Genomic DNA, 24,682 nt, shown 5'->3' on the forward strand with positions numbered 1-24,682 from the left:
GCCCGCGCTGCCCGAGGGGCAGGGTGCGGATCGGGCGGGAGCAGGCTAGGGTCGACGTGGGTTCGGACATGAGCCCAGGACCAGTGCCACCCGCCGACGGCGGGCCGAGCGCCGACCCGGTCCCGACATCCTCACCGAGGAGCAGCTCATGTCCGTCCATCAGGCGCCATCCCGGGCGGTGCGGGGGACCCCCCGCCGGTCGACCCTGTCCCTCGCGGTCGCACGGGAAGGCCCGGCCGCGGTGCTGAGCGTCCGCGGGCCACTCGACATGGACACCGTCGGCCTGCTCGTCGACCTCGTGGACGGCGTGATGGCCGGCCAACCGCCCCCGGTGCTGGTGCTCGACATGAGCGGCGTGGACTTCTTCAGCGCCGCCGGGATCACGGCGCTGCTGACGGTGCGCGGGCGGGTCGCCTCGGGCGGATGCACGCTGGTGCTGCGCGAGCCGTCCCGGATCACCGTCACCGTCCTCGACCTGGTCGGCCTGCGGCACCAATTCACCACGGACTGACCTGCCTTTCCCTCCACGTCTGTCGGGTCGTACCCGTTGCTGGCCCGCTTGATCTACCCAGCAGTTGGATCAACCCAAACCCCGCTGGCGCTCATCCCGGTCCGGCAATCCACGCCCCGCTTCGCGGGCGCTCGATGCAACGGATTGGCGCGATGAGGGTGGAAATGGCAAGGTGCTGCTAGCCACGCCGGGTTAGGGGTAACACCAATGGTCCGTCCGCATGAAGCTCGCTGGTCTTCGGGCGACCCGAAGGCGGTGGTCGACGCTTTCGAGGACCTGCCCGGATTCGTATGGATCTTCGAAGGTCCTGAGCTGCGGGTCGTTGCCGCGAATCCGGCGGTGCGAGCGGCAGTCGGCAACCGCAGTGGTCTGATCGGCGAACCCTTCAGGCAAGCGGTACCCGAACTGGCAGGTCAGCACATCTTCGAACTCCTCGACCAGGCCCTTCAGGGTGTACGTTCGCACGGCTACGAGCAGCGCGTCCTGACCGACCGTGACGGCGACGGCCGGTTGACCGAGGCGTTCTACACCTTCGACATGGCGCCCTGGCGCAACCCGGACGGCTCGGTCCGCGGGGTGATCGTGCAGGCTGTCGACGCCACGCCCGTGGTGGCCGCCCGGCGGGCCGCCGAAGCCGCCGCCGCCACCGCCGAACGCCGCTACCGCCAAGCCGCTGGTCTGATCCTGGAGTTGCAGCGCAGCCTCCTGCCCGACGTGCTGCCCGTCCTGCCCCGCGTACAGGTCGCCGCTCACTACCTCGTCGCGGGCAACGACCTCGTCGCCGGCGGGGACTGGTTCGACGTCGTTCCTCTGCCCGACGGGCGGCTCGCGCTGACCGTCGGCGACGTGGTCGGGCACGGTGCGCAGGCCGCGGCGGCGATGGGTCAACTCCGCACCGTCACCCGGCAGGCGTTCCAGTCCGACGGCAGCCTGCCGCACGTGCTGAGCGTCCTGAACGCCTTCGCGGCCCAGGCCACCACGACCCGAGCGGCCACCACCTGCGTCGCCGTGCTCGACCCCACCACGGGCGCACTTGAGGTGGCCAGCCACGCACACCCACCGCCGCTGGTGATCGACGCCGCGGGCGACAGCCGGTACCTGCCTCTGGCGCCCGCGGGACCACTCGGCACGGGAGCCGGTCCCGCCCCGGTCCACACCTTCCGCCTGGCGGGCGGCGATGTTCTGCTGCTCTACACCGACGGCCTCATCGAGCGGCCACGGCAGAGCCTGCACGACAGCCCCGGTGCCCTGGCCACCGCCGCGGCGGCAGCTCGGCGCGACGTGCTCGACGAGGACACCACGCTGCCGGACCGACTACCCGATCGAATCTGCACCCTGGTCACGGAACGTCTCGCCCTGGCCGGGGGCGGCTTCGGCGACGACACCACGCTCCTGGCCGCCCACCTTCTGCCGGAGCCCGTCGCGCCCCTTCACCTCACTCTTCCCGCCGACCCGACAGCGCTGCGCCCGATGCGTCAACACCTGCGCGACTGGCTCAATCGGATCGGTGGCCGGGAGCAGGACGTCAGCGACCTCATCCACGCCGCAGGCGAGGCCGCCACGAATGCCATCGACCACGCCTACGGAAGCGGCACGTCGGGGGCATTCACGATGCGCGCCCGGCTGGACGAGCAGGGCGTCGTCCATCTCACCTGCACCGATCAGGGACAGTGGCGGCCCCCGGTCCACGACCCCGGCGGTCGCGGTCGCGGACTGACCATGATCCGGGGACTCGTCGACCGTGTGGAGGTCAGGCACACCGAAGCCGGCACCACCGTCAGCATGCGCCATCACGTCGGCCGGGCCACCGACGTCACCACCGTGGCCACCGCCCAGGCCGCCGGCCCGCACAAGCAGCCCATCGTGGTCGACGAGTTCGCGCTGGCCGTCATCGAGACCCCGATGGGCCGGACACTGCGGGTGCAAGGCCCGGTGGACCTGGCCACCGGCCCTCGGCTTCGCGCCGCGATCATGCAGGCAAGCCGGGGCGGCAGCCTTCCGATCACCATCGACCTCACCGCTGTCACCCACCTGACCAGCACCGGCGTTCAGATCCTGCACGAGGTCACCCGCACCATCACCGAGCTGCACGTCACCGCGAGCCGGCACAGCCCCGCCCACGGTGTACTGCAACTGACCGGACTGCGCCACCTTCTGGCTGATTCCCCTGGGAGTGGCACCCAGACCCACTGAAGCGCCGACGATGTGCCGCCTTCCTGGCTACGTTGACTGCGGAGGCGGTCAGCGGAAGCTGCCGCAGCGGTGAGGCGGGACGGCCCGTACCGGGTGGGCTGCCCGCGACGAGCGTGGCGCGAAAGGCGATGCCGGTGACGATGGAAGCGGAGCGCACCCTGCGCGAGGAGGACCTCACCCAACTGGCGGAGCTCGCCGCCCAGCTCCGGGTGGACTCGATCCGGTGCAGCACCAGAGCCGGATCGGGGCATCCGACATCCAGCCTCTCCGCCGCCGACCTGCTCGCGGTGCTGATGTCCCGGCACCTGCGGTACGACTGGGCGGACCCCCGCGGTCGCGCCAACGACCATCTGATCTTCTCCAAGGGCCATGCCTCGCCGCTGTTGTACGCGGTCTTCAAGGCCGCCGGTGCGATCACCGACCAGGAACTGGTCGAGACCTACCGCCAGTTCGGGTCGCGCCTGCAGGGACACCCCACGCCGGCGCTGCCCTGGGTGGACGTCGCGACCGGCTCGCTCGGTCAGGGGCTGCCGGTCGGCGTCGGGATCGCGCTCGCCGGCCGGTACCTCGATCGTCTGCCGTTCCGGGTGTGGGTGCTGTGCGGCGACAGCGAGATGGCCGAGGGCTCCGTCTGGGAGGCGCTGGACAAGGCCGGCCACTACGGGCTGCACAACCTCACCGCGATCGTCGACGTGAACCGGTTCGGGCAGCGGGGACCGACCGAGTTGGAGTGGGACCTGGACACCTACCGTCGGCGGGTCGAGGCGTTCGGCTGCCAGGCGCTCGTCGTCGACGGCCACGACCTGGTCGCCATCGACGAGGCGTTGGGCCGCGCCCGGCAGGCGACGGGTCCCACGGTGGTGCTCGCCCGGACGGTCAAGGGCAGGGGTGTGCCGGAGATCGAGAACCAGCCGGGATGGCACGGCAAGCAACTGGAACCGGAGATGGCCGAGCGAGCCGTCGACGCTCTCGGTGGGGTCCGCCAGATCCGCGTGGCGACGCCGCGGCCGGATCCCGTACCGTCGGCCCCCACGCCCACGGGCCAGCCGCCGGTGCTGCCCCGGTACGACAGGGGCGCGAAGGTCGCCACGCGGAACGCGTACGGTGACGCGCTGCGCGCGGTGGGGTCGCGGCCGGAGGTGGTCGCCCTGGACGGCGAGGTCAGTGACTCCACCCGTGCCGACCGGTTCGCCGAGGCCCACTCCGACCGGTACTTCGAGATGTTCATCTCCGAACAGCAGATGGTCGCCGCGGCGGTCGGGCTCCAGGTACGCGGGTACCGGCCGTTCGCCTCGACCTTCGCCGCCTTCTTCTCCCGCGCGTACGACTTCGTCCGGATGGCGGCCGTCTCCCGGGCGGACATCGCCCTGGCGGGGTCCCACGCGGGCGTGGAGATCGGGGCGGACGGTCCCTCGCAGATGGGGCTGGAGGACCTGGCGGCCATGCGCGCGGTGCAGGGGTCCACGGTCCTGTATCCCAGTGACGCCGTGTCCTGCGCCGCCCTCGTCGCCCAGATGGTCGACCGCAGGGGTGTCACCTACCTGCGCACCACCCGGGGCGGGCACCCCGTCCTCTACGACAACGACGACACCTTCCCCGTGGGTGGCAGCAAACTGCTCCGCGGCGGCGGCGACGACGATCATGTCGCGCTGATCGGGGCGGGGGTGACGGTGCACAACTGCCTCGCCGCCGCCGACGAACTGGCGCGCGAGGGGATCAACGCCCGGGTCATCGACCTCTACTCGGTGAAGCCGCTGGACCGGGAGCGGTTGATCGAGGCTGTCCGGGTCACCGGGGGCCGGCTGGTGGTGGTCGAGGACCACTACCCGGAGGGCGGCCTGGGCTCCGCGGTCCTCGAGTCGCTGGCCGACGTCGCCGAGCCGCTGCGCGTGGCACACCTGGCGGTGCGCGGGCTACCCACCTCGGGTAAGCCGGCCCAGTTGATGGACGAGGCCGGCATCGGGGTGAGCGCCATCGTCGCGGCGGCGCGCGCCCCGACTGCACAGCCCGGCTGACGTGACGGCCGCCGGTGGTGGCAGCGGGGGGTGACAGCCGTCCGGGCGGCGTGTCACCATACCGACCAGTCGGTATCCCATCGGAAGGGCCCCCGCGATGCCCGGAACGACCGCGACGCGCACGGCGTACCGCACCTGTCCCCTCTGCGAGGCCACCTGCGGCCTGACCCTGACCATCGCCGACGACCGGGTCACGCATGCCCGCGGCGACCGCGAGCACGTCTTCAGCCATGGCTTCGTCTGCCCGAAGGGGGCCGCGTTCCCGCAGCTCCTCGCCGACCCCGACCGCCTGCGTCGGCCGCTGCTGCGCGTGGACGGCACGCTGCGCGAGGTCGGCTGGGACGAGGCGTTCGCCGCCGTCGAGGCCGGGCTGAACGCCGCCCGGGCCGGCGGCCGCGACGCGGTCGCGGTGTACCTCGGCAATCCCAACGTGCACACGATGGCCGGCGGGCTCTACGTGGGCCCGCTCGTCCGGTCGCTCAACACCCGCAACGTCTTCTCCGCCAGCACCGTCGACCAGATGCCCAAGCACGTCTCCTCGGGCTACCTGTACGGCGACCCGAACGCCATCCCGGTGCCCGACCTCGACCGCACCGACCTGCTCGTCCTGCTCGGCGCCAATCCCTGGGAGTCCAACGGCAGCCTCTGCACCGCGCCGGACTTCCCCGGCCGGCTGCGGGCGCTGCAGGCGCGCGGCGGCCGGTTCCTGGTCGTCGACCCCCGCCGCACCCGTACGGCGGCCGCCGCCGACGAGCACGTGCCCATCCGACCCGGCACCGACGCGTTGCTGCTGTTCGCCGTCGTGCACACCCTCTTCGACGAGGACCTCGTGCGGCTCGGCCGGCTGGCGGAGCACGTCACCGGTCTCGACGACGTCCGGGAACTGTCCGCGGCGTTCGCCCCCGAGCGGGTGGCCGACCGGTGTGCGGTGCCGGCGTCGCGCATCCGTGAGCTCGCCCGCGAGCTCGCGGCCGCCCCCACGGCCGCCGTGTACGGGCGCATCGGCACCTGCACCGTCGAGTTCGGAACCCTGACCAGCTGGCTGGTCGACGTGGTCAACATCCTGACCGGCAACCTCGACCGGCCCGGCGGGGCGATGTTCCCCCTCGCCGCCCACCAACGCGTCCGCGCCAGCGGCCCGGGCAAGGGCTTCCGCACCGGACGCTGGGCCAGCCGGGTGCGGGAACTGCCCGAGGTCAAGGGCGAGCTGCCGGTCGCCACGCTGGCCGACGAGATCGAGACGCCGGGGGAGGGCCAGGTCCGGGCGCTGATCACCGTTGCCGGCAACCCGGTCCTGTCCACGGCGAACAGCGAACGGCTGGACCGCGCGCTCGGCTCGCTCGACTTCATGGTCAGCGTCGATCCGTACCTGAACGAGACCACCCGGCACGCCGACGTGGTGCTGCCGCCACCCGACCCCGCCCGCTCGGGACACTACGACTTCGCGTTCCTCACCCTGGCCGTGCGCAACGTGGCGAGCTACTCGCCGCCCGCGCTGCCACTGGATCCCGACACCCCCGACGAGTGCGAGATCCTCGCCCGGCTCACGCTGATCGCCGCCGGGCAGGGCGCCGGCGCCGACCCCGCGGTGCTGCACGAGCAGATGCTCGGCCAGGTGGTCGCCGAGGCGGCCGAGGGACTGGGCCGGCCGGCGGGTGAGCTGCGGGCGCTGGTCGCCGGAAACGGGCCGGCCGAACGCCTGCTCGACGCGCGGCTGCGGTTCGGCGCGTACGGCGACCTGTTCGGACAGCGACCGGACGGGCTGTCCCTGACCCGGTTGCTCGACCACCCGCACGGTGTCGACCTGGGACCGCTGCGACCGCGGCTGCCGGAGGTGCTGCGCACACCGACCGGAGCCGTCGACCTGTGCCCGTCGCCGATCGCGGCCGACGTGGCCCGGCTCCGCGAGGCCCGCGACGCGTCGCCGGAGGGCTTCGTCCTCGTCGGCCGCCGGCACCTGCGGTCGAACAACAGTTGGATGCACAACGTGCCGGCGCTGGTCAAGGGCCGGGACCGGTGCACGCTGCAGGTGCATCCCGACGACGCGGCGACGCTCGGGCTGGCCACCGGGCAAGCCGCGCGCGTCTCGTCGCGGGTCGGGTCGGTCGTCGTCGCGGTGGAGGTGACCGCCGACACCATGCCGGGCGTGGTGAGTCTGCCCCACGGGTGGGGCCACGACGTGCCGGGCACCCGCCAGTCGGTGGCGCGCGCGCATGCCGGCGTCAACAGCAACGTGCTCACCGACGAGACGGCGGTCGACCCCCTGTCGGGCAACGTCGTGCTCAACGGCATCCCGGTGCGCGTCGAGCCCACCGCACCGGCGGCACCTGCGTAGGCTGGCGCACCGGGCCGGCGGGCGGCCCCGGGAGGGACGGGCACCGGTGGGTCGGACGGGCGACGGCGAGGCGCTGCCGCAGCGACTGCTGGCGGTCGCCACCAGACTGTTCGCGGAGAAGGGCTTCGAGAAGACCTCGGTCCAGGAGATCGTGGAGGCGGCCGGGGTCACCAAGGGCGCGATGTACCACTACTTCGCCGCCAAGGACGACCTGCTCCAGGAGATCTACCAGCGGCTGCTGCGCATGCAGCGCGAGCGCCTGGAGGCCATCATGGCCGGCGCGCAGCCCGTGGCGCGGCGGCTGCACACCGCCGCCGCCGACGTGGTGGTCACCGCGATCGCCAACCTCGACGACGCCACCGTGTTCCTGCAGTCGATGCACCTGCTCTCGCCGGACCGCCAGCGCGCGGTGCGGGCGGCCCGCCGCGAGTACCACGAACGCTTCCGCTCGCTGGTCGAGGAGGGCCAGCGCGCCGGGACCTTCCGCGGCGACGTGCCGGCGGACCTGGTCGTCGACTACTTCTTCGGCGCGGTGCACCATCTGGGCGCGTGGTTCCGCAGCAACGGCCGGCTGACCCCGCAGCAGGTCGGTACCCACTTCGCCGACCTGCTGCTGTCCTCGCTGCGCCCGGAGCCCGGTCTCTGACCTTGATCGAAACCCTCATCGTGCGGGCCCTCTGCGAGCGCGACATCGCGGTCCCCGTGTACGACCACGGATGACGCGATCGGCCGCCACCACCGGCCCCCGGGGCGATCCTGGGTGGGGCACCGTGCCGGCCCGACCCCGGCCGCGGGCGCCGCTCAGGCGCCCCTGGCGAACAGGGCGAGGCGTACGCGGTTGGGGCTGTCGGTCTTGGTCATCAGGCTGGTGATGTGGGTCTTGACGGTGGTGACGCCGATGTGGAGCCGGTCGGCGATCTCCGTGTTGGAAAGCCCCTCGGCGACCAGGTTCAGCACGTCCTGTTCGCGCGTGGTCAGTCCCTGAGCGGGCCGTGGCGCTTCGGCACGGGCATGTACCGCACGCTGGACCAGGCGCTGCAGCACCTCCTGGCTGAACGGGCTGTCGCCCGCGGCGGCCCGGCGGACGCCGTCGAGCAGGTCGCTGGGTGGTGCGTCCTTGAGCAGGAACCCGCAGGCGCCGGCGGTCAGCGCGGGATAGAGGTGGTCGTCGTCGCCGAACGTGGTCAGCACCAGGACGCGGGTGGCGGGGCGGTCGGCGAGGATGCGGCTGGTCGCGGTGATGCCGTCGACGCCGGGCATGCGCAGGTCCATGACGACGACATCGGGGACGAGCCGCGCGGCGAGGGCGATCGCCTCGCGACCGTTGTCGGCCTCACCGACGACCTCGATGTCGGGCTGGGCGTCGCAGAGCATGCGCAGACCCGCGCGGATGAGGTGCTGGTCGTCGACCAGCAGGACGCGGATCACGCCGGCTCCGGCGCGTGCGGCCCGGCCGAGGTCTCGCGTGCCCGGGGCGTCGACGAGGCCGGCGTGACGGCGGGGGAGAGGGGTGACGCCGTCGGTCCGGTGACCGCGGCAGGGAGGAGGGTGCGGACCCGCCAACCCTCGCCGGTCGGGCCCGCCTCCAGGTGACCACCGAGGACGTCGACGCGTTCCCGCATACCGGTGATGCCGTGGCCGCCACCGGCCGGCACCGCCGCCGGCACCCGTCCGCGCCCGTTGTCCGAGACCTCCCATCGGACGGCTCCGTCGACCACGGCGACGGACAGGCGCGCCAGCGCGGACGTGCCGGCATGCTTGGCCACGTTGGTCAGCGCCTCCTGGGTCAGTCGCAGCACCGCCAGGCCCCGAACCGCGTCGAGTGAACCGACCGCCGGGTCGATGTCGGCCTCCACGGTGACACCCGCCTGGCGGGCCCGGTCGACGGCCGCGCCGAGGGCCGCCGGAAGCGCCGCCGGCTCGATCGCGGTCAGCGCCGCGTCACCGCGTACCCCGTCGGGGTCGCGCAGCACCGCGACCAGCCGGCGCAGGTCCGCCAAGGCCGCGGTGCCCGTGCCGTGCACGTCGTCGAACACCGCGCCCACCTGTGGAGGCAGGTCCGTGAGGACGTGCCGGGCCACGCCGACCCGCAGCACCATCGACGCCACGTGATGCGCGACCACGTCGTGCAGTTCACGGGCGATGGCGGTGCGCTCGTCGGCGCGGGCGGCGCGGCTCTCCGACTCTCGCCGGCGCTGCTCCTCCGCCGCCCGCTGCTCGGCCTGTCGGGCGACTTCGCCCGTGGTCCGGACGACCAGGCCCAGCAGCAGCGGCACGCCGACCTCCACCAGCAGGCCGAAGGCGCCGGAGAGGACCCGTCCGAACGGGTCGCCGATCGAGTCGGTCAGGTCGACCGCGACCAGCAGACCAGCGGCCAGCCAGATCGTGCGTGGCCGGGGCGCCCGCATGGCCACCTCGAGCAACGCCCAGCTGGCACCCACCTGGTTGATCGTCGTGTCGTCGAGGACGGGGATCGCGACCGCCAGCAGCGCGGCCTGCACCAGCAGGTTGGGCAGCGGTCGGCGGTGGAGCACCAGCGCGACCGCGAACGCGACCGCCGCGAGGAACCACTGCAGGGCCGTCGGTGAACGTCCGGCCTGGGTGCCGAAGACCAGATAGCCGACGCCGCTGAGGTCGAGCAACAGCATCCGCGCGAGCGTGTCCCGCGTGTCGAACAGTCGTGCCACCCACCCCACCGGATCAGCCTAGGCGCTGCCGGCGGCGCGCAGGAACCGCAGCAGGAGCATCAGCGCCCAGAACGGCGCGGCCACCGCGAACGTCAGCGTGAACAGGGTGGCGGTCATGCGGCCAGCGCCAGTTCCGGGCTGCGGCGGCGGGCCAGGACCACGCCGGTGGCGGTCGCCGTCGCGACCACCAGGGCCGCCCCGGCGGCCAGGGTGATCGCGTCCGGACGCAGGAGCGGTTGCCCGCGCAGGGCCTGCCAGGTCAACAGCATCGTGAGTACGCCGTAGGCCACGCCGGCGACCACCAGCAGTCGCACGCGGCTGCGCTCGTCGAGCCGCGTGCCGAGGAACCGGCTCAGGAGGATCGCCAGGATCGGCAGCGCCTGCAGGGCGTGCAGTCCCACGAAGTGCCCGATTCGCAGGTCCCCGCCGGTGGTGCTCCAGCCGACCAGCGGCAGCCCGGGCCCTCCGTCCGGTACGCCCACGCTGTGCGCCCCGCTGATCCCCTCGATTCCCGAAGCCTGCCCGGGCAGCACCATCGGCACCGCCGCCAGCATGCCCAGCAGGGTCAGGCCGAGCCCCAGCCCGACCGCGTACGCGGCGACCCGGTCCGCCAGCCGCTGAGACAGCACGACGATCCCGATGACGAGGTGCGCGACGAACAGCACCATGATCGACGCGCCCATGGCCTGCCACAGGACGGCGTTCAGCGCGCTGGTCTCGTTGTAGTGGCTGGTCGTGCCGCGTAGCACCTGCCCGACGATCACCACCATCTCCGCCACCGACATCGCGACGACGACGGTGCCCGCCCACTCCGCGAGCCGGCTGCGCTGCGGCAGGAGGGAGAGCATCCAGGCGAGGGTGGTGCCGTACAGCACGAACGACACGGCGAACTTGAACGGCTTGAGCCAGATCGGTACGCCGGTGAGGACACGCGGATCGGCGACGATGCCGACCGCCGAGACGACGGCGAGCACCGCCATCGCGGAGACGAAGACCATCATGGGGCGGTGCCAGTGTGCCGCCCGGTGCAGCGCGGTAGTCATGTCTGTAGATGCTGGTGAACCGGCACCCGCGTTGCGCCCGACCGCGAGCCCGGGTTGTGGCCGGCGGTCGGAGCGCCGCCTCCTCCCTGGGTAGCAGGCGAATACCTCCCGTTTCGCGCGCGCCCGACCGTCGCATCGCACACAGTGGTGGCGTGGTCGAGGAGGAGACATGACGGGGTTGCGGACCGACCTGTACGAGCTGCGGATGGCGGCCAGCTACCTGCGTCGCGACATGGTGGAGAGCGCCACGTTCAGCCTGTTCGCCCGCCGTCTCCCGCCACGGCGCGGCTTCCTGGTGGCCGCCGGGCTGGGCGAGGCGCTGGCGTTCCTGGAGGGCTTCAGGTTCGACGACGACGAACTGGACTACCTGCGCGACGTCGTCGGGCTCGACCAACCGGCTCTCGCCGCGCTCGCGCGACTGCGGTTCACCGGCGACGTCTGGGCCGTGCCGGAGGGTCGCGTGGTGTTCGCCGACGAGCCGCTGCTGGAGGTCACCGGGCCGATCGCCGAGGCGCAGCTGGTGGAGACCGGTGTGCTGAACCTGCTCACCTTCCACACCACGGTGGCCAGCAAGGCGGCCCGCTGCCGCCTCGCCGCCGGCGGCGCCCAGCTGATCGACTTCGCGTTCCGCCGTACGCAAGGGATCGAGGCGGGGGCGGCCGTGGCGCGGGCGTCGGCCATCGCCGGCTTCGCGGCGACCAGCCACGTCGAGGCCGCCCGCCGCTACGGGCTGCGGCCGTCCGGAACGATGGCCCACTCGTACGTCGAGGCGTTCGGAGACGAGCGGGCCGCGTTCCGCGCGTTCGCCACGGACTTTCCCACGAACCCCGTGTTCCTCGTCGACACGTACGACACGCCCGCCGGAGTGCGGGCCGCCGTCGACGTCGTCACCGAGCTGGGCCTGACCGGGCCGCTCGGCGTCCGGCTCGACTCCGGAGACCTTGCCGCGCTGGCCCGGCGGACCCGCGCGATCCTGGACGGTGCCGGGCTGACCCGGGCCCAGATCGTGGCGAGCGGCAGTCTGGACGAGGACGTCATCGCCGCGCTCGTCGACCAGGGCGCGCCGATCGACGCGTACGGCGTCGGCACCCGGATGGGCGTCTCCTACGACGCGCCGTCCCTGGACAGCGCGTACAAGTTGGTCGCCGTCGGCGACCGCCCGGTGCTCAAGCTGTCGCCCGGCAAGGCCACCCTGCCCGGTCCCAAGCAGGTCTTCCGCGATCCCCGTGGGACGAGCGGCGACGTCGTGGGGCTGCGCGACGAGCCGCCACCGGGCGACCGGGAGCCGATGCTCGTGCCGGTCATGCGCGGCGGCCGTCGGCTCGACGACGCCGATCCGGCCGCCGAGGTGCGCGCCGCACGCCGCCGGTTCGACGCGGACCTCGCGTGGCTGCCCGAGGCGGCGCGCAGGCTGGCGGACCCGACGCCGCTCACCGCCACCGTCAGCCCGGCGCTCGCCGCGCTGCGCGACCGGGTGGCGCGCGTCGCAACGTCCTGACCAGCACGACCAGCGCCACCACCTGAAGTGCGACGGTGACGGCCACCAGTAGCGGGACGGACGTCTCGTACAGCCCGCCCGCCAACGCGCCACCCGCGGCGGCGGCGACACCGACCACCGCACCGAACATGCCGTACGCCGTGGCCCGTCTGTCCGGCCCCACCAGGTCGGCGACCGTGGCCTTCAGCGTCGACTCCTGCATGCCCAGGGCGGCGCCCCACACCAGGACGCCCGCGAGGGCGGGCGCGAGCGTGCCGGAGAAGGCCAGAGCGGGCACGAGGGCGGCCGCGACCGGCAGGAAGACGAGGACCACGCCTCCGTACCGGTCGTACGCCCAGCCGGTGCCGACCGCGGCCACCGCGTCGACGACCATCGCCGCGGCGTACAGCACGGGCACCGCCGAGGCGGGGAGCAGGCCGGCGCTCACGAGATGGAAGGACAGCACCCCGAACGTCGCGAACCCCGTCATGGTGAGCCCCGCGAACACCGCGTACACCCAGAACCGGCCCGGCAGGCGGGCGGCATCCCCACTGCCTCGCGCCCGACGGGGCGTCCGTTCCGGTGCCGCCGGCGCGGAGGTGTCGCCCCGTTCGTAGCGGGCCGGGCGGGGGACCCGGACCCGCAACCACACCACCAGGGCGAGCGCGAGAGCCCCGGGGACCGCGAGCGTGAGCAGCGCCGGCCCGTAGTCGTCCCCCGTCACCGCCAGCACACCGGCCACCGCGAGTGGCCCGACCAACGCGCCGGCCTGGTCCAGCGCCTCGTGCACCGCGAACCCGCGTCCGCGACCGGTCACGGCCGACGCGTGTGACAGCAGGGTGTCCTTCGCCGGCTGCCGTACCGCCTTCCCGATCCGCTCGCTGATGATCAGAGCGGAGGCCACCCACAGCACCGAGGTCAGGCCCAGCAGCGGCACGGAGACGACGGTGAGGCCGTAGCCGGCGATCGCCCACGCCCAGAAACGGCCGGTACGATCGGCCAGCGGCCCGGACACCAGGCGCAGGACGAACGCCGACGCCTCACCCACGCCGGTGACCACCCCCACCACCAGGGCACTCGCTCCCAGGTGGGCCAGCAGGGGTCCGGTGATGGACCGCGCACCCTCGTAGACGACGTCGGCCAACATCGCCACGACGCCGAACCACACCACGAACCGCCACGCCGACAGGTGGCCGGCCGGCGCCACCGAGGGACCGGTGGAGGCCCCCGCGGGCGTCGGTCCGTGTGCCATCACCACCAGTGTGATCTCCGTCGCCTCCCGGCCGAGGGGGAATCAGAGCACCGGATCTGGATTTGCAGTTGGACGTGACTTCTGCACCGTTCCCCGCGCACACGCCGGGGGACCTCATGAGCCCCCGGCAGCGACTGCGGCTCGTCCTCGTCCTCGGATCGCTGATCGCGGTGGGTCCGCTGACCATCGACATGTACCTGCCCGCGCTCCCCGCGATCGTCGCCGACTTCCAGACCACGTCGGCGGCGGTCCAACTGACCCTCACCGGCACGCTGGCGGGCCTCGCCGTCGGCCAGTTGCTGATCGGCCCGCTGTCCGACGCCGTCGGCCGGCGCGCGCCGCTGATCGGCGGCGTCGCGCTGCACGTCGTGGCGTCCCTGCTGTGCGCCGTCGCACCGAACATCGCGGTTCTCGGTGGACTGCGGGTGGTACAGGGTCTCGGCATCGCCGCGGCCTCGGTGGTCGCGATGGCGGTGGTCCGCGACCTGTTCAGCGGCGCGGCCTTCGCCACGCTGCTCTCGCGGCTGCTGCTGGTCATGGGTGCGGCGCCGATCCTCGCTCCGACTCTCGGCGGCGGGTTGCTGCGCTGGACGGACTGGCGCGGGGTGTTCGTGGCCCTGGCCGCCTTCGGTGTGCTGCTCGTCGTGGTCGCCGCGCTCGGCCTGCCCGAGACGCTGCCGCGCGACCGGCGCCGGCGCGGCGGAGTGGTCGCGACGCTGACCGTGTACAGCGCGCTGCTGCGGGACCGTACGTTCGTGGGTCTGGTCCTGGTCGCCGGACTGGCCATGGCGGCGTTGTTCGCCTACGTGGCCGGGTCGTCGTTCGTCCTGCAGGAGCAGTACGGGCTCGACGAGCAGCAGTTCGGGCTCGCCTTCGGCGCGGGCGCGGTCGGGCTGATCGCGGCGACCCAGTTCAACGTACGGCTGCTGCGCCGCCACTCGTCGCAGCGGATCCTCGTCGCCGCCCTGGCCGTGGGAACCGTGGCCGGGCTGGCGCTGCTCGGCTTCGCCGCGACCGGGTTCGGTGGGCTGCCGAGCCTGCTGGTGTCGTTGTGGGTGGTGCTCGCCGCGGCGGGCCTCGCGATGCCGAACGCGCCGGCCCTGGCCCTGGCACGGCACGGGGAAGCGGCCGGCACGGCGTCCGCCCTGCTCGGCGCGGTGCAGTTCGGCGTCGGCGCGCTGGCCGCGCCCCTGGTGGGCGTGCTCGGCACCGGCGCGGTCGCCATGGCCCTCGTCGTGGCGGGTGGCATGGTGGCGGCGACGGCGGTTCTGCTCGTGGTGGTGCGGCCGGGCCGGCTCGTCGACCTCGACGCCGGTGCGGTGGTCGTGGCGGCGCACTGAGAATGCTGGGCATGCGGTCCTGACAGCCCCGAAGACGTGCGTGACACCGCTGTCGTCGACGTGCGAAGCTACCGGTCGGTAACCTCATCGGCGGAAGGCGGCGACATGACCGACGTGGCGGATCTGAGCTGGCAGAAGCCGGGGGTGCTCGACCCGGCCGTCGTGCGCCACGCCTGGCGGGTGACCGAGCCGCTGCACGGGATGATCTACTTCGTGCCCGAGGCGCACGAGCGGTACGCCGCCCTTGGCATCGCGGAGCCGGCCGGCTACTTCGCCTCCCGGGCGGCTGCCCTGGGGCCGGTCGGTCCCGGCCCGGTCGTCGCCAGCTTCTTCAACTTCAACCCGGACCTCGTGGCCCGGGTGCTGCCGGCCGCCTGGGAGCGGGCGACGCCGGCGGCCGTGCTGGCCGCCCGGCTGGAGGCCGCCGGTGCGGCCCTGACGCGCGCGCTCGGCGACGTGGTGCACGGCCCGGAGATGGCCGAGGCGGCCGAGTTGGCCCGCCGCGCGGCCGAGTCCGCCACCGCCTGGCCGGAGGGTCGGCCACTGTTCGCCGCCCATGCCGCGCTGCCCTGGCCGGAGCAGCCGCACCTGATCCTGTGGCAGGCCCAGACGGTCCTGCGGGAGTTCCGCGGCGACGGGCACGTGGCCGCCCTGGTGCTCGCCGGTCTGAGCGGGGTGGAGGCGCTGGTGCTGCACGCCGCATCCGGCGCGGTGCCGGTCCGTTTCCTGCGCCGCACCCGCGGCTGGAACGCGGAGCAGTGGGCCGACGCGGTCGAGCGGCTGCGCGCCCGCGGACTGGTCGAGGGCGACGAGCCGACCCTGAGCGACAGCGGACGGGCGCAGCGCGCGTGGATCGAGGCGGCCACCGACCGGCTCGCCACGCCCGCGTACGCGGTGCTCGGGGCCGACGGGTGCGCGCGCCTCGCCGAGCTGACCCGGCCGATGAGTCGCGCCGTGGTCGACGCCGGCCTGCTCAACGTCGACAACGCCGTGCCCGCACGTTCCGACCGGAGCGCGTCGCCCTCGACCTGAGTCCGGCCCGTCCGTAACGCACCGTGATGTCTGCCGTCCGGAGCGCGAGCGGGCAGGTGTGGCGGTGACGTTTGCGGGTAAGTCGCTGCCCGCAGCGGACGAGGGGGACCCATGAGTGAAGCAGCAGCGAGACGGCCCGGAGCATCCGGCACGGCCGTCGGTCCGACCGAGCGCCTGGCCGCGGACGTGGCCGAGGTGGTACGCGAGGAGGTCCGGGAGGTACGTACCCAGCTGATGCGGGCGGCCGGCCCGACGGGAGTCGGCCTGGCGCTGCTCGCCACCGCCGGAGGGTGTCTCGTCCTGGGAGCCGGTGCTGCCTCGACCACGGTGCTGCGCCTGCTGGAGACCTTCCTGCCCCGCCGGCTCGCCACCGCGGGACTCACCGGGGGCTACCTCGTGGCCGCCATCGTGCTGGGACGGGCCGGCATGGAGCAGTTGCGGGCGGCGGGTGGCCACTCGGCCTGGCTGGCGGACGAGATGCAGGACGCCGTCACCACGACCGCGAGTCGGGTGGTGCCGGCCGGTGCCGCCGCCGTTCGGGACGAGCTGGACCAGTTGAGTGCCAGCAGGCAGGACCGTTGACGTCGACATGCGGGGTGCCGCCCGGCCTGCCGGCCGCGCGGTGACGACCGCCGAACACCATCCTTGCGTCGAGAGGGAAGGTAGCCATGTCGGACAAGTCGCACCAGAAGAACAACGTCAAGAAGCAGGGCAAGACGTTGAAGGAGAAGCGGGCGGCGAAGAAGGCCAAGCACGCGGCCAAGGCTTCGTCGATCCCGCCGACCGACCACTGAACGACCACTACGCTCCGCGATCCCGAGCGCCACCCTAGGTGCGATCTCGTCCTGGTAGGACAGTTGTGGACGAGGGGCTATTGACTGTGAACTAACCCACACCATTGAATGTCGACGTGCGAAGACGCCTGGTCAGACCCGTCGTCAAGGGGCAGTGGGTGCGGTGGACCATGGGATGAACGAGCGCCGACGGCGGATGGCCCTCAGCGCGGCATTGCACGTCGGCTCCCACGGGGTCGCCATCGTCTACTGCCTCATGACGATCCACGAGCCCAACCGGACCCTCATGCTCGCGGCGTACGGCTGTGGGATGGCGGCCGGCACGGTCGGGCTGTGTGTGGCGAAGAGGATCACCACGAAAGCGGGCGCGTACCTCGTCTCGTTCACGATCCTGCTGGTCACGCTCCTCATGGCGGCGCTCGGCGCGTACTGGGACGGTGGCGCCGCCTCGCCGGCCACCCTGGGGTTCGTGACCACCTCCGTGTTCGTCGCCAGCCTCACGCCGCACCTGCGGCTGTTGATCGGGCTGGAGGCGCTCATCGTCGGGTCCTACCTGGCCGTCGCCGCGGCCGGGCAACCGACGCGGCCCGGGCACGTCTTCATCTACGTCGCCGGGATGCTGGTGCTGATCTCGGTCTGCGCCACGCAGACCCGCATCGTGGCGCGGCAGCGTTCCCAGCTCCGGTCCCTCGCGACGCTGGACCCGCTGACGGGCGCCCTGAACCGGCGCGGCCTGGCGGACTTCGCCGGACCACTGTTCCGGGGCTGTCGCCGCCCCGGAGTGTCCCTGCTGTGCCTGGACCTGGACGACTTCAAGCTCGTCAACGACCGTCTCGGCCATGCCGCCGGCGACGCGCTGCTGCAACGGACGGTGGCGGCGGCGCGGGAGGCGGTGCGTGCCGGCGACGCCATCGCCCGGGTCGGTGGAGACGAGTTCGTGGCCGTCCTGGTCGACGCCCACGAACTCACCGCGCGGACGGTGGCGGCGCGCATCGACGGGGCCCTGCGCGAGCACACCGGCGTCAGCATCGGCTGGGCCACCGCCCCGCACGACGGGGACACGCTCGAGACGTTGATGCAGGTGGCCGACCAGCGCCTCTACCGCGTGAAACAGGACCGCTGCCGCACCGCCCACCGGCCGTCGAGGACGGGGTACGGCCTGCTGGCCGGTTCGCCGGACCTCGGCAGCCCGTAGCGGCGCCCCGCCGGAGGTCGCTCAGGCCGCCACGGCCACCGCCGGCACCACCGCCGGCACCACCTCCGGCGCCCCGAGGCGTACGGCGTCGGCCGTCGCGTCGTCCGGCTGCTCGTTCGCGGCGCGTTCTGCCTCGACCCGCGCGACGTAGTGCGCCACCTCCCGCTCGATCCGCTCGTCGTCCCAGCCGAGCACCGGAGCCATCAGCCTCGCCGCCGGCCGGGCGGCCGTGAGGCCCCGGTCGAAGCTCTCGATCGACACGTGGGTACGCCGCGTGAGCACGTCCTCGAGATGCAGCGCACCCTCGGCCGAGGCCGCGTAGACGACCTCCACCCGCAGGTAGTCCTCCGCGCCGTCGAGCGGCTCGCCGAGCGTGGGGTCGGCCCGCAGCAGCGCCAGCACCTCGTCGACGGCCGCGCCGTAGCGCCGCAGCAGGTGCTCCACCCGGTCCACGTGCAGGCCGACCTGCTGCGCCAGGCGGCGGCGCTGGTTCCAGCGGGCGACGTGGCCCTCCGCGCCGAGCAGCGGCACCTGGTCGGTGCAGGAGGCGGGCACCGAACCGCCGAGGCCCCGCACCGCCTCGTCGACAGCGTCCCGCGCCATCACCCGGTACGTCGTGTACTTGCCGCCGGCCACCAGCACGAGACCGGGTGCCGGGGTGACCACGGTGTGCTCCCGGGACAGCTTGGCGGTCGCGTCGGACTCCCCGGACAGCAGCGGGCGCAGGCCCGCGTACACGCCCGCGACGTCGTCGCGGGTCAGCGGGGTGGCCAGCATGGTGTTGACGCGCTCCAGCAGGTAGTCGATGTCGCGGCCGGTCGCCGCCGGATGTGCCTTGTCCAGGTCCCAGTCGGTGTCGGTGGTGCCGATCAGCCAGTGCCGGTCCCAGGGGATGACGAACAGCACGCTGGACTCGGTGCGCAGGATCAGGCCGGTGGTGGACCGGATCCGGTCGCGCGGCACCACCAGGTGGATGCCCTTGGAGGCGCGTACCTGCACCGGCGCCCGCTCGCCGACCAGGGCCTGTATGTCGTCGGTCCACACCCCGGTGGCGTTGACGACCTGCCGGGCACGCACCTCGAACACCTGGTCCGTCTCCTGGTCGTGCACGCGCGCGCCGGTGACTCGGGCGCCCTCCCGCAGCAGGTTCACGACCCGGGCCCGCGACAGCGGGTGCGCACCGTGCGCGGCGGCGGTGCGGACGAGGAATGTCACCAGCCGGGCGTCGTCGACCTGGGCGTCGTAGTACTGCAGGGCGCCGACGAGTGCCTCGGGCCGCAGCGACGGGCAGGCGCGCAGCGCCGCTCGGCGGCTCAGGTGCCGGTGGGCCGGCACGCCGCGCGCGTGGTTGCCGGACAGGCTCATCGTGTCGTAGAGCAGCACGCCGGCGCCGGCGTACAGCCGTTCCCAGCCGCGGTGGCGCAGCGGGTACAGGAACGGCACGGGGCGGACCAGGTGCGGGGCGAGTCGTTGCAGCAGCAGGCCCCGCTCGCGCAGAGCCTCGCGAACCAGCCCGAAGTCGAGCATCTCCAGGTAGCGCAGGCCGCCGTGGATGAGCTTGCTGGACCGGCTGGACGTACCGCTGGCCCAGTCGCGGGCCTCGACGAGCCCGACCGACAGGCCCCGGGTGACGGCGTCGAGGGCGCAGCCGGCGCCGGTGACGCCACCGCCGATCACCAGGACGTCCAGTTCCTGGCCGCTGCCGAGGGCGGCGAGGGACCGCTCGCGGGCGGCCGGTGACAGTGTCGCGGGGTGCATCCGTCTTCTCTCTCCTGTGGAGGGGTGGGGCGGCCGGCGAGAGTGCCGGCCGCCCGGATCCGTGCGGGGATGGGGGTACGCGTCAGCCGACGTCGACCCAGTCGAGGGTGCGCTGGACCGCCTTCTTCCACCGGGCGTAGCCGGTCTCGCGCTGCTCCGGCGACCACCCTGGCTGCCACCGCCGGCTCTCGTTCCAGTTCTCGCGCAGCTCGTCGGTGTCCTTCCAGAAGCCGACGGCGAGGCCGGCGGCGTACGCCGCGCCGAGCGCGGTCGTCTCGGCAACCACCGGCCGGCTGACCGGCACACCGAGGATGTCGGCCTGCATCTGCATGCACAGGTCGTTGACGGTGACGCCACCGTCCACCTTGAGGCACTCCAGGTGCACTCCGGAGTCCTGCTCCATGGCCTCGGCCACGTCACGACTCTGGTAGCAGATTGACTCGAGGGTGGCGCGGGCGATGTGGGCGTCGGTGTTGAACCGGGAGAGTCCGACGATCGCGCCGCGAGCGTCGGAGCGCCAGTAGGGGGCGAACAGGCCGGAGAACGCCGGCACGAAGTACACCCCGCCGTTGTCCTCCACCTGGCGGGCCAGGATCTCGCTCTGCCCGGCGTTACTGATGATCTTGAGCTGGTCGCGCAGCCACTGCACGGCCGAGCCGGTCACCGCGATCGACCCTTCGAGCGCGTACACCGGTGCCTGGTCGCCGAACTGGTAGCACACCGTGGTGAGCAGTCCTGCCTTCGACCGCACGATCTCGGTGCCGGTGTTGAGGAGCATGAAGTTGCCGGTGCCGTACGTGTTCTTCGCCTCGCCAGGGGCGAAGCAGACCTGCCCGACCGTGGCGGCCTGCTGGTCGCCCAGGTCGCCCGTGAGCGGAACCGCGCCGGCGAACGGGCCGTTCATGCTGCAGCTGCCGTACGAGCGCGGGTCGGACGACGGGCGGATCTCCGGCAGCATGGCGCGCGGGATGTCGAAGAACGACAGCAGCTCGTCGTCCCAGTCCAGCGTCTCCAGGTTCATCAGCATGGTGCGGCTGGCGTTGGTGGGATCCGTGACGTGCACCCCGCCCTCGATGCCACCGGTGAGGTTCCACAGCAGCCAGGTGTCGGTGTTGCCGAAGACCGCCTCGCCGCGCTCGGCGGCCTCCCGCACCCCGTCGACGTTCTCCAGGATCCACTGGATCTTCCCGCCGGAGAAATACGTCGCCGGCGGCAGCCCCGCCTTGCGCCGGATGATGTCGCCCTTACCCTCGCGTTCCAGCGCGGAGGCGATGCGGTCGGTACGGGTGTCCTGCCAGACGATCGCGTTGTAGTAGGGCCGCCCGGTCCGGCGGTTCCACACCACGGTGGTTTCGCGCTGGTTGGTGATGCCGAGCGCGGCCAAGTCGGAGGCGGTCAGGCCGCGGGCGTTCATCGCGGTCTGGATGACCGTCTGGGTTCGCTCCCAGATTTCGAGGGGGTTGTGCTCCACCCAGCCGGCCTGCGGCAGGATCTGCTGGTGCTCGAGCTGGTGGCGGCCGACCTCGTTGCCGCCGTGATCAAAAATCATGAATCGGGTGCTGGTGGTGCCCTGGTCTACCGCGCCGACGAAGTCAGCCATTCGGGTGTCTCCTTTGTGTTCGTCCCGGGGGATGTGGACCGGAGGATGTCAGACGCGGGCGGGCTCGGCCGGGACCGCGACGGTCTCGGTGGCCAGGGTGCCCGGCTCCAGCTCGTCGTCGCTGGGCAGGAAGCGGCCGATGATCAGCTCGTAGAGGCCGGCACCGATGACGCCACCGATGAGCGGCCCGACGATGGGCACCCAGAAGTACGGATATCCGCTGGTGTCCTGGAAGGCCGTTTCGTAACCGGTCAGGAACGAGGCGAGACGGGGGCCGAAGTCGCGGGCGGGGTTGATGGCGTAGCCGGCGTTGACGGCGAAGGCCATGCCGATCGCCACCACGATCAGGCCGACGATCAGCGGGGCGAGGTTGCCGGCGGGCAGCGAGTTACGCGCGTCGGTGACCGCCAGGACGAGGAACAGCAGGATGGCCGTGCCGATGATCTGGTCGCGCAGCGCACCCCACTCGGTCACCCCGGCGCCCGGCAGGGTGGAGAAGACGCCCTGGCTCTTGCTGGTCAGACCGGGGTCGAACCGGGACAGCACCTCGCTGTAGTTCCACCGGATGATCAGGGCCGCGACGAACGCGCCGGCGGTCTGGGCCAGCGCGTACGGCATCACCTTGCGCCAGGAGAAGCCCTTGAAGACGGCCAGGGCGACGGTGACCGCGGGGTTGAGGTGCGCGCCGCTGATCCGGCCCGCCACGTACACGCCGAGCGTGACGCCGAGGCCCCAGGCCCAGGCGATGCTGTCGAACTCTCCGGTTCCCGCCGCGGCCACCTGGGCGACCACGCCCACGCCGAACAGGATGAGGATCGCGGTGCCGGCGAACTCGGCGGCCAACTCGCCGACGAGCCCGGGGACTTTCAACCGTTGCGCCATGGGTGCCTCCAGAGGTGGTGGGGGGTGACGGCCCGCTGCGTGGGGGGAGCGGAGGGCCGGCCGGTAACGCCGAGGCGTCGGACGTGACCGTGTCGTGAACCGTAGGAAACCCCTCGAGGCCCGGTCAACGAACCCCGGTCGACAATGTCGAACACTGTTGCGGCCACCGGAATGCCGTTAGCATTCCGGCCCATGCCGGGTCAGGTGCAGTCCATCGCGCGGGCCGCGGCGATCCTCCGCCTGCTCGCCAGCAGCTCCGGCCGGCTCGGTATCGGGGAGATCGCCCGGTCCCTCGACCTGCCCAAAGGCACCGCACACGGCATTGTCCGCACCCTGCAGGACGTCGGCTTCGTGGAGCAGGACAAGACCTCCGGCAAGTACCAACTCGGGGCGGCGCTGCTGCACCTGGGCACCAGCTACCTCGACGTCAACGAACTGCGCTCACGCTCGATCAACTGGGCCGACCCGCTGGCCGCGCGCAGCGGCGAGGCCGTCCGTATCGGCACCCTGTTGGACGGCAAGGTGCTGGTGGTCCACCACGTCTTCCGCCCCGACGACACCCTGCAGACCCTCGACGTCGGATCCCTGCTGCCCCCGCACGCCACCGCGCTCGGCAAGGTCCTGCTGGCCTACGACGTCGGTGCTGCCAACGCGGTCCTGCAGGGCGAACCCGAGCCGTACACCCGGCGCACCCTGGTCACCGCCCGGACCCTCGCCCGGGAGCTGACCAGGATCCGGGACAACGGCTGGGGCGCCGAGATCGAGGAGATGACCCTCGGCGAGGCCGGGATCGCCGCGGCCATCCGCGGCTACGGCGGCCTCGTCGTGGGCGCGATCGGGCTCTCCGGCCCGGTCGACCGGGTCTGCGACGGACAACGCCAGCCACGCCCGTCGCTTGTCGCGTACGTCCGCGACGCCGCCCGGGCGGTGTCCCGGGATCTCGGCGCCGCCCGCTGGTGAGCCGTCCACCCTGCCCCGCCCCCCGCGCCAGAGAGGACGAGGAATGACTGACAGCTACGTCGTCTCCATCGACCAGGGCACGACCTCGACCCGCTGCATCGTGTTCGACCACCGGGGCAACCTCGTCTCGGTGGCGCAGCGGGAGCACCAGCAGCACTTCCCCCGGCCGGGCTGGGTGGAACACGACGCGCTGGAGATCTGGCGCAACGTCGGCAAGGTGGTGCCCCGGGCCCTCGCCCAGGCCGGCATCGTCGCCGGTCAGGTCGCCGCGATCGGCATCGCCAACCAGCGGGAGAGCACCGTGGTGTGGGACCGGCGCACCGGCGCACCGGTGGCGCCGGCGATCATCTGGCAGGACACCCGCACCGACGCGCTGGTGGAGACGCTGAGCCGGGCGCCTGCTGCTGCGAACCTCCAACAGCGGTGCGGGCTGCCGCTGGCCACGTACTTCTCGGGCCCGAAGCTGCGCTGGCTGCTCGACCACACGCCGGGGCTGTCCGAGCGGGCGGAGCGCGGCGAGGTGCTCTTCGGAACGATGGAGAGCTGGCTGATCTGGAACCTCACCGGCGGGCCGGACGGCGGTCTGCACCTGACCGACGTGACCAACGCCAGCCGCACCATGCTGATGGATTTGCACACCCTCGCCTGGGCCCCGGACCTGCTGTCCTTCTTCGGCATCCCGGCCGCCATGCTGCCCGAGATCCGCTCCTCGTCGGAGGTGTACGGCACCGTGACCGCCGTCCTGCCCGGCGTGCGGATCGCCGCAGCGCTCGGCGACCAGCAGGCCGCCCTGTTCGGCCAGACCTGTTTCGCACCGGGCGACGCCAAGTGCACGTACGGCACCGGGAGTTTCCTGCTGCTCAACACCGGTACGGAGCCGGTGAACTCGAGACACGGTCTGCTCACCACCGTCGGCTACCAGATCGCCGGCGAACCGGCGGTCTACGCCCTCGAAGGATCCATCGCGATCACCGGTTCCCTGGTGCAGTGGTTCCGCGACCGGCTGGAGCTGATCAGCAGCGCGCCGGAGATCGAGACACTGGCCCGGACGGTGGACGACAACGGCGGCTGCTACATCGTGCCGGCCTTCTCCGGGCTGTTCGCGCCGCACTGGCGCAGCGAGGCGCGCGGGGTCATCGTCGGGCTCACCTCGTACATCACGAAGGGGCACCTGGCCCGGGCGGTGCTGGAGGCCACCGGATGGCAGACCCGCGAGGTGGTCGATGCGATGAACGCCGATTCCGGCCTGACGCTGACGGCGCTGCGGGTGGACGGCGGGATGACCGCCAACAACCTGCTGATGCAGTTCGTCGCCGACGTGCTCGCGGTGCCGCTGGTGCGCCCGATGGTCGCCGAGACGGTCTCCCTCGGCGCCGCGTACGCCGCCGGGCTGGCGGTCGGTTACTGGCCCGACCTGGAGGGGCTGCGCCGCAACTGGCACCTGGCCGCCCGCTGGGTGCCGGAGATGGACGACGCGGTCCGCGCGGAGGAACGGGACAACTGGCGGCGGGCGGTGGAGCGGACCTTCGACTGGGTCAAGCCCCGGGCCGGGGCCGCCGATGGATGACCGGCGGCGAGAGCCGCCACGGTGTCACCGGGACGGCTCTC

General features: G+C 72.7%; 20 protein-coding genes. 13 read left to right on the forward strand and 7 right to left on the reverse strand.

Annotation, left to right across the window (positions count from 1 at the left end; translation table 11 throughout):
- Nucleotides 1-148: 148 nt before the first annotated feature.
- The 5 genes from ACIBR0_RS11235 to ACIBR0_RS11255 all read left to right on the forward strand — a co-directional run bounded on the left by ACIBR0_RS11235 (nucleotide 149) and on the right by ACIBR0_RS11255 (nucleotide 7,700).
- Entirely contained in the window at nucleotides 149-511 is a 363-nt protein-coding gene (locus tag ACIBR0_RS11235) for an STAS domain-containing protein (protein ID WP_396714476.1), read from the forward strand.
- 207 nt (nucleotides 512-718) lie between these two features.
- A complete protein-coding gene (locus tag ACIBR0_RS11240) occupies nucleotides 719-2,704 on the forward strand; it encodes a SpoIIE family protein phosphatase (RefSeq protein ID WP_396714478.1) in 1,986 nt (661 codons plus the stop codon).
- A 140-nt stretch (nucleotides 2,705-2,844) separates the two neighbouring features.
- Complete coding sequence (locus ACIBR0_RS11245) at nucleotides 2,845-4,719, forward strand: transketolase (protein ID WP_396714891.1); 1,875 nt, start codon at nucleotides 2,845-2,847, stop codon at nucleotides 4,717-4,719.
- Nucleotides 4,720-4,816: 97 nt separating this feature from the next.
- Nucleotides 4,817-7,054: a molybdopterin-dependent oxidoreductase gene (locus ACIBR0_RS11250; protein WP_396714480.1), complete on the forward strand. Its 2,238-nt coding sequence runs from the start codon at nucleotides 4,817-4,819 to the stop codon at nucleotides 7,052-7,054.
- Between the two features lie 46 nt (nucleotides 7,055-7,100).
- Complete coding sequence (locus ACIBR0_RS11255; protein ID WP_396714482.1) at nucleotides 7,101-7,700, forward strand: TetR/AcrR family transcriptional regulator; 600 nt, start codon at nucleotides 7,101-7,103, stop codon at nucleotides 7,698-7,700.
- Nucleotides 7,701-7,855: 155 nt separating this feature from the next.
- Here ACIBR0_RS11255 and ACIBR0_RS11260 read toward each other — a convergent pair whose 3' ends face one another.
- The 3 genes from ACIBR0_RS11260 to ACIBR0_RS11270 form a co-directional block, all read right to left on the reverse strand.
- Entirely contained in the window at nucleotides 7,856-8,482 is a 627-nt protein-coding gene (locus ACIBR0_RS11260) for a response regulator (RefSeq protein ID WP_396714484.1), read from the reverse strand.
- The gene (locus ACIBR0_RS11265; protein WP_396714486.1) at nucleotides 8,479-9,750 is read right to left on the reverse strand and encodes a sensor histidine kinase; all 1,272 of its coding nucleotides are present in this window, start codon (nucleotides 9,748-9,750) and stop codon (nucleotides 8,479-8,481) included. The genes ACIBR0_RS11260 and ACIBR0_RS11265 overlap by 4 nt, the downstream gene beginning before the upstream one ends.
- A gap of 104 nt (nucleotides 9,751-9,854) precedes the next feature.
- Complete coding sequence (locus ACIBR0_RS11270) at nucleotides 9,855-10,784, reverse strand: hypothetical protein (protein ID WP_396714488.1); 930 nt, start codon at nucleotides 10,782-10,784, stop codon at nucleotides 9,855-9,857.
- A gap of 169 nt (nucleotides 10,785-10,953) precedes the next feature.
- On the opposite strand from ACIBR0_RS11270, the gene ACIBR0_RS11275 reads away from it, so the two are divergent.
- Nucleotides 10,954-12,282 (forward strand): nicotinate phosphoribosyltransferase, encoded by a 1,329-nt coding sequence (locus tag ACIBR0_RS11275; protein ID WP_396714490.1) that lies wholly within the window; start codon nucleotides 10,954-10,956, stop codon nucleotides 12,280-12,282.
- Here the strand turns inward: ACIBR0_RS11275 and ACIBR0_RS11280 are convergent.
- Complete coding sequence (locus ACIBR0_RS11280) at nucleotides 12,227-13,513, reverse strand: MFS transporter (RefSeq protein WP_396714492.1); 1,287 nt, start codon at nucleotides 13,511-13,513, stop codon at nucleotides 12,227-12,229. The two genes, ACIBR0_RS11275 and ACIBR0_RS11280, sit on opposite strands and share 56 nt — an antisense overlap.
- 116 nt (nucleotides 13,514-13,629) lie before the next feature.
- Between ACIBR0_RS11280 and ACIBR0_RS11285 the strand changes: the two genes are divergently transcribed.
- The 5 genes from ACIBR0_RS11285 (at nucleotide 13,630) to ACIBR0_RS11305 (ending at nucleotide 17,874) form a co-directional block, all read left to right on the forward strand.
- Nucleotides 13,630-14,853, forward strand: coding sequence for a multidrug effflux MFS transporter (locus ACIBR0_RS11285; protein ID WP_396714893.1), 1,224 nt, complete (start codon nucleotides 13,630-13,632; stop codon nucleotides 14,851-14,853).
- A gap of 105 nt (nucleotides 14,854-14,958) precedes the next feature.
- The gene (locus ACIBR0_RS11290) at nucleotides 14,959-15,885 is read left to right on the forward strand and encodes a hypothetical protein (RefSeq protein WP_396714494.1); all 927 of its coding nucleotides are present in this window, start codon (nucleotides 14,959-14,961) and stop codon (nucleotides 15,883-15,885) included.
- Between the two features lie 111 nt (nucleotides 15,886-15,996).
- Entirely contained in the window at nucleotides 15,997-16,467 is a 471-nt protein-coding gene (locus ACIBR0_RS11295; RefSeq protein ID WP_396714496.1) for a phage holin family protein, read from the forward strand.
- Nucleotides 16,468-16,553: 86 nt separating this feature from the next.
- On the forward strand, nucleotides 16,554-16,679 hold the full coding sequence (locus tag ACIBR0_RS11300) for a hypothetical protein (protein ID WP_396714498.1): 126 nt from the start codon (nucleotides 16,554-16,556) through the stop codon (nucleotides 16,677-16,679).
- Between the two features lie 175 nt (nucleotides 16,680-16,854).
- The gene (locus tag ACIBR0_RS11305) at nucleotides 16,855-17,874 is read left to right on the forward strand and encodes a GGDEF domain-containing protein (protein ID WP_396714500.1); all 1,020 of its coding nucleotides are present in this window, start codon (nucleotides 16,855-16,857) and stop codon (nucleotides 17,872-17,874) included.
- A 21-nt stretch (nucleotides 17,875-17,895) separates the two neighbouring features.
- On the opposite strand, the gene ACIBR0_RS11310 is transcribed toward ACIBR0_RS11305, so the two are convergent.
- The 3 genes from ACIBR0_RS11310 to ACIBR0_RS11320 form a co-directional block, all read right to left on the reverse strand.
- Entirely contained in the window at nucleotides 17,896-19,632 is a 1,737-nt protein-coding gene (locus ACIBR0_RS11310; RefSeq protein ID WP_396714502.1) for an FAD-dependent oxidoreductase, read from the reverse strand.
- Nucleotides 19,633-19,714: 82 nt separating this feature from the next.
- On the reverse strand, nucleotides 19,715-21,232 hold the full coding sequence (gene glpK / locus ACIBR0_RS11315) for a glycerol kinase GlpK (protein ID WP_396714504.1): 1,518 nt from the start codon (nucleotides 21,230-21,232) through the stop codon (nucleotides 19,715-19,717).
- Between the two features lie 48 nt (nucleotides 21,233-21,280).
- Nucleotides 21,281-22,114, reverse strand: coding sequence for an MIP/aquaporin family protein (locus tag ACIBR0_RS11320; protein ID WP_396714506.1), 834 nt, complete (start codon nucleotides 22,112-22,114; stop codon nucleotides 21,281-21,283).
- A 192-nt stretch (nucleotides 22,115-22,306) separates the two neighbouring features.
- Between ACIBR0_RS11320 and ACIBR0_RS11325 the strand changes: the two genes are divergently transcribed.
- Nucleotides 22,307-23,074 (forward strand): IclR family transcriptional regulator, encoded by a 768-nt coding sequence (locus tag ACIBR0_RS11325; protein WP_396714508.1) that lies wholly within the window; start codon nucleotides 22,307-22,309, stop codon nucleotides 23,072-23,074.
- Nucleotides 23,075-23,117: 43 nt separating this feature from the next.
- Entirely contained in the window at nucleotides 23,118-24,641 is a 1,524-nt protein-coding gene (gene glpK, locus ACIBR0_RS11330) for a glycerol kinase GlpK (protein WP_396714510.1), read from the forward strand.
- Nucleotides 24,642-24,682 lie beyond the last annotated feature (41 nt).

This window comes from Micromonospora sp. NPDC049497 (assembly GCF_044465805.1).
In the GTDB taxonomy this organism is placed as follows: domain Bacteria; phylum Actinomycetota; class Actinomycetes; order Mycobacteriales; family Micromonosporaceae; genus Micromonospora.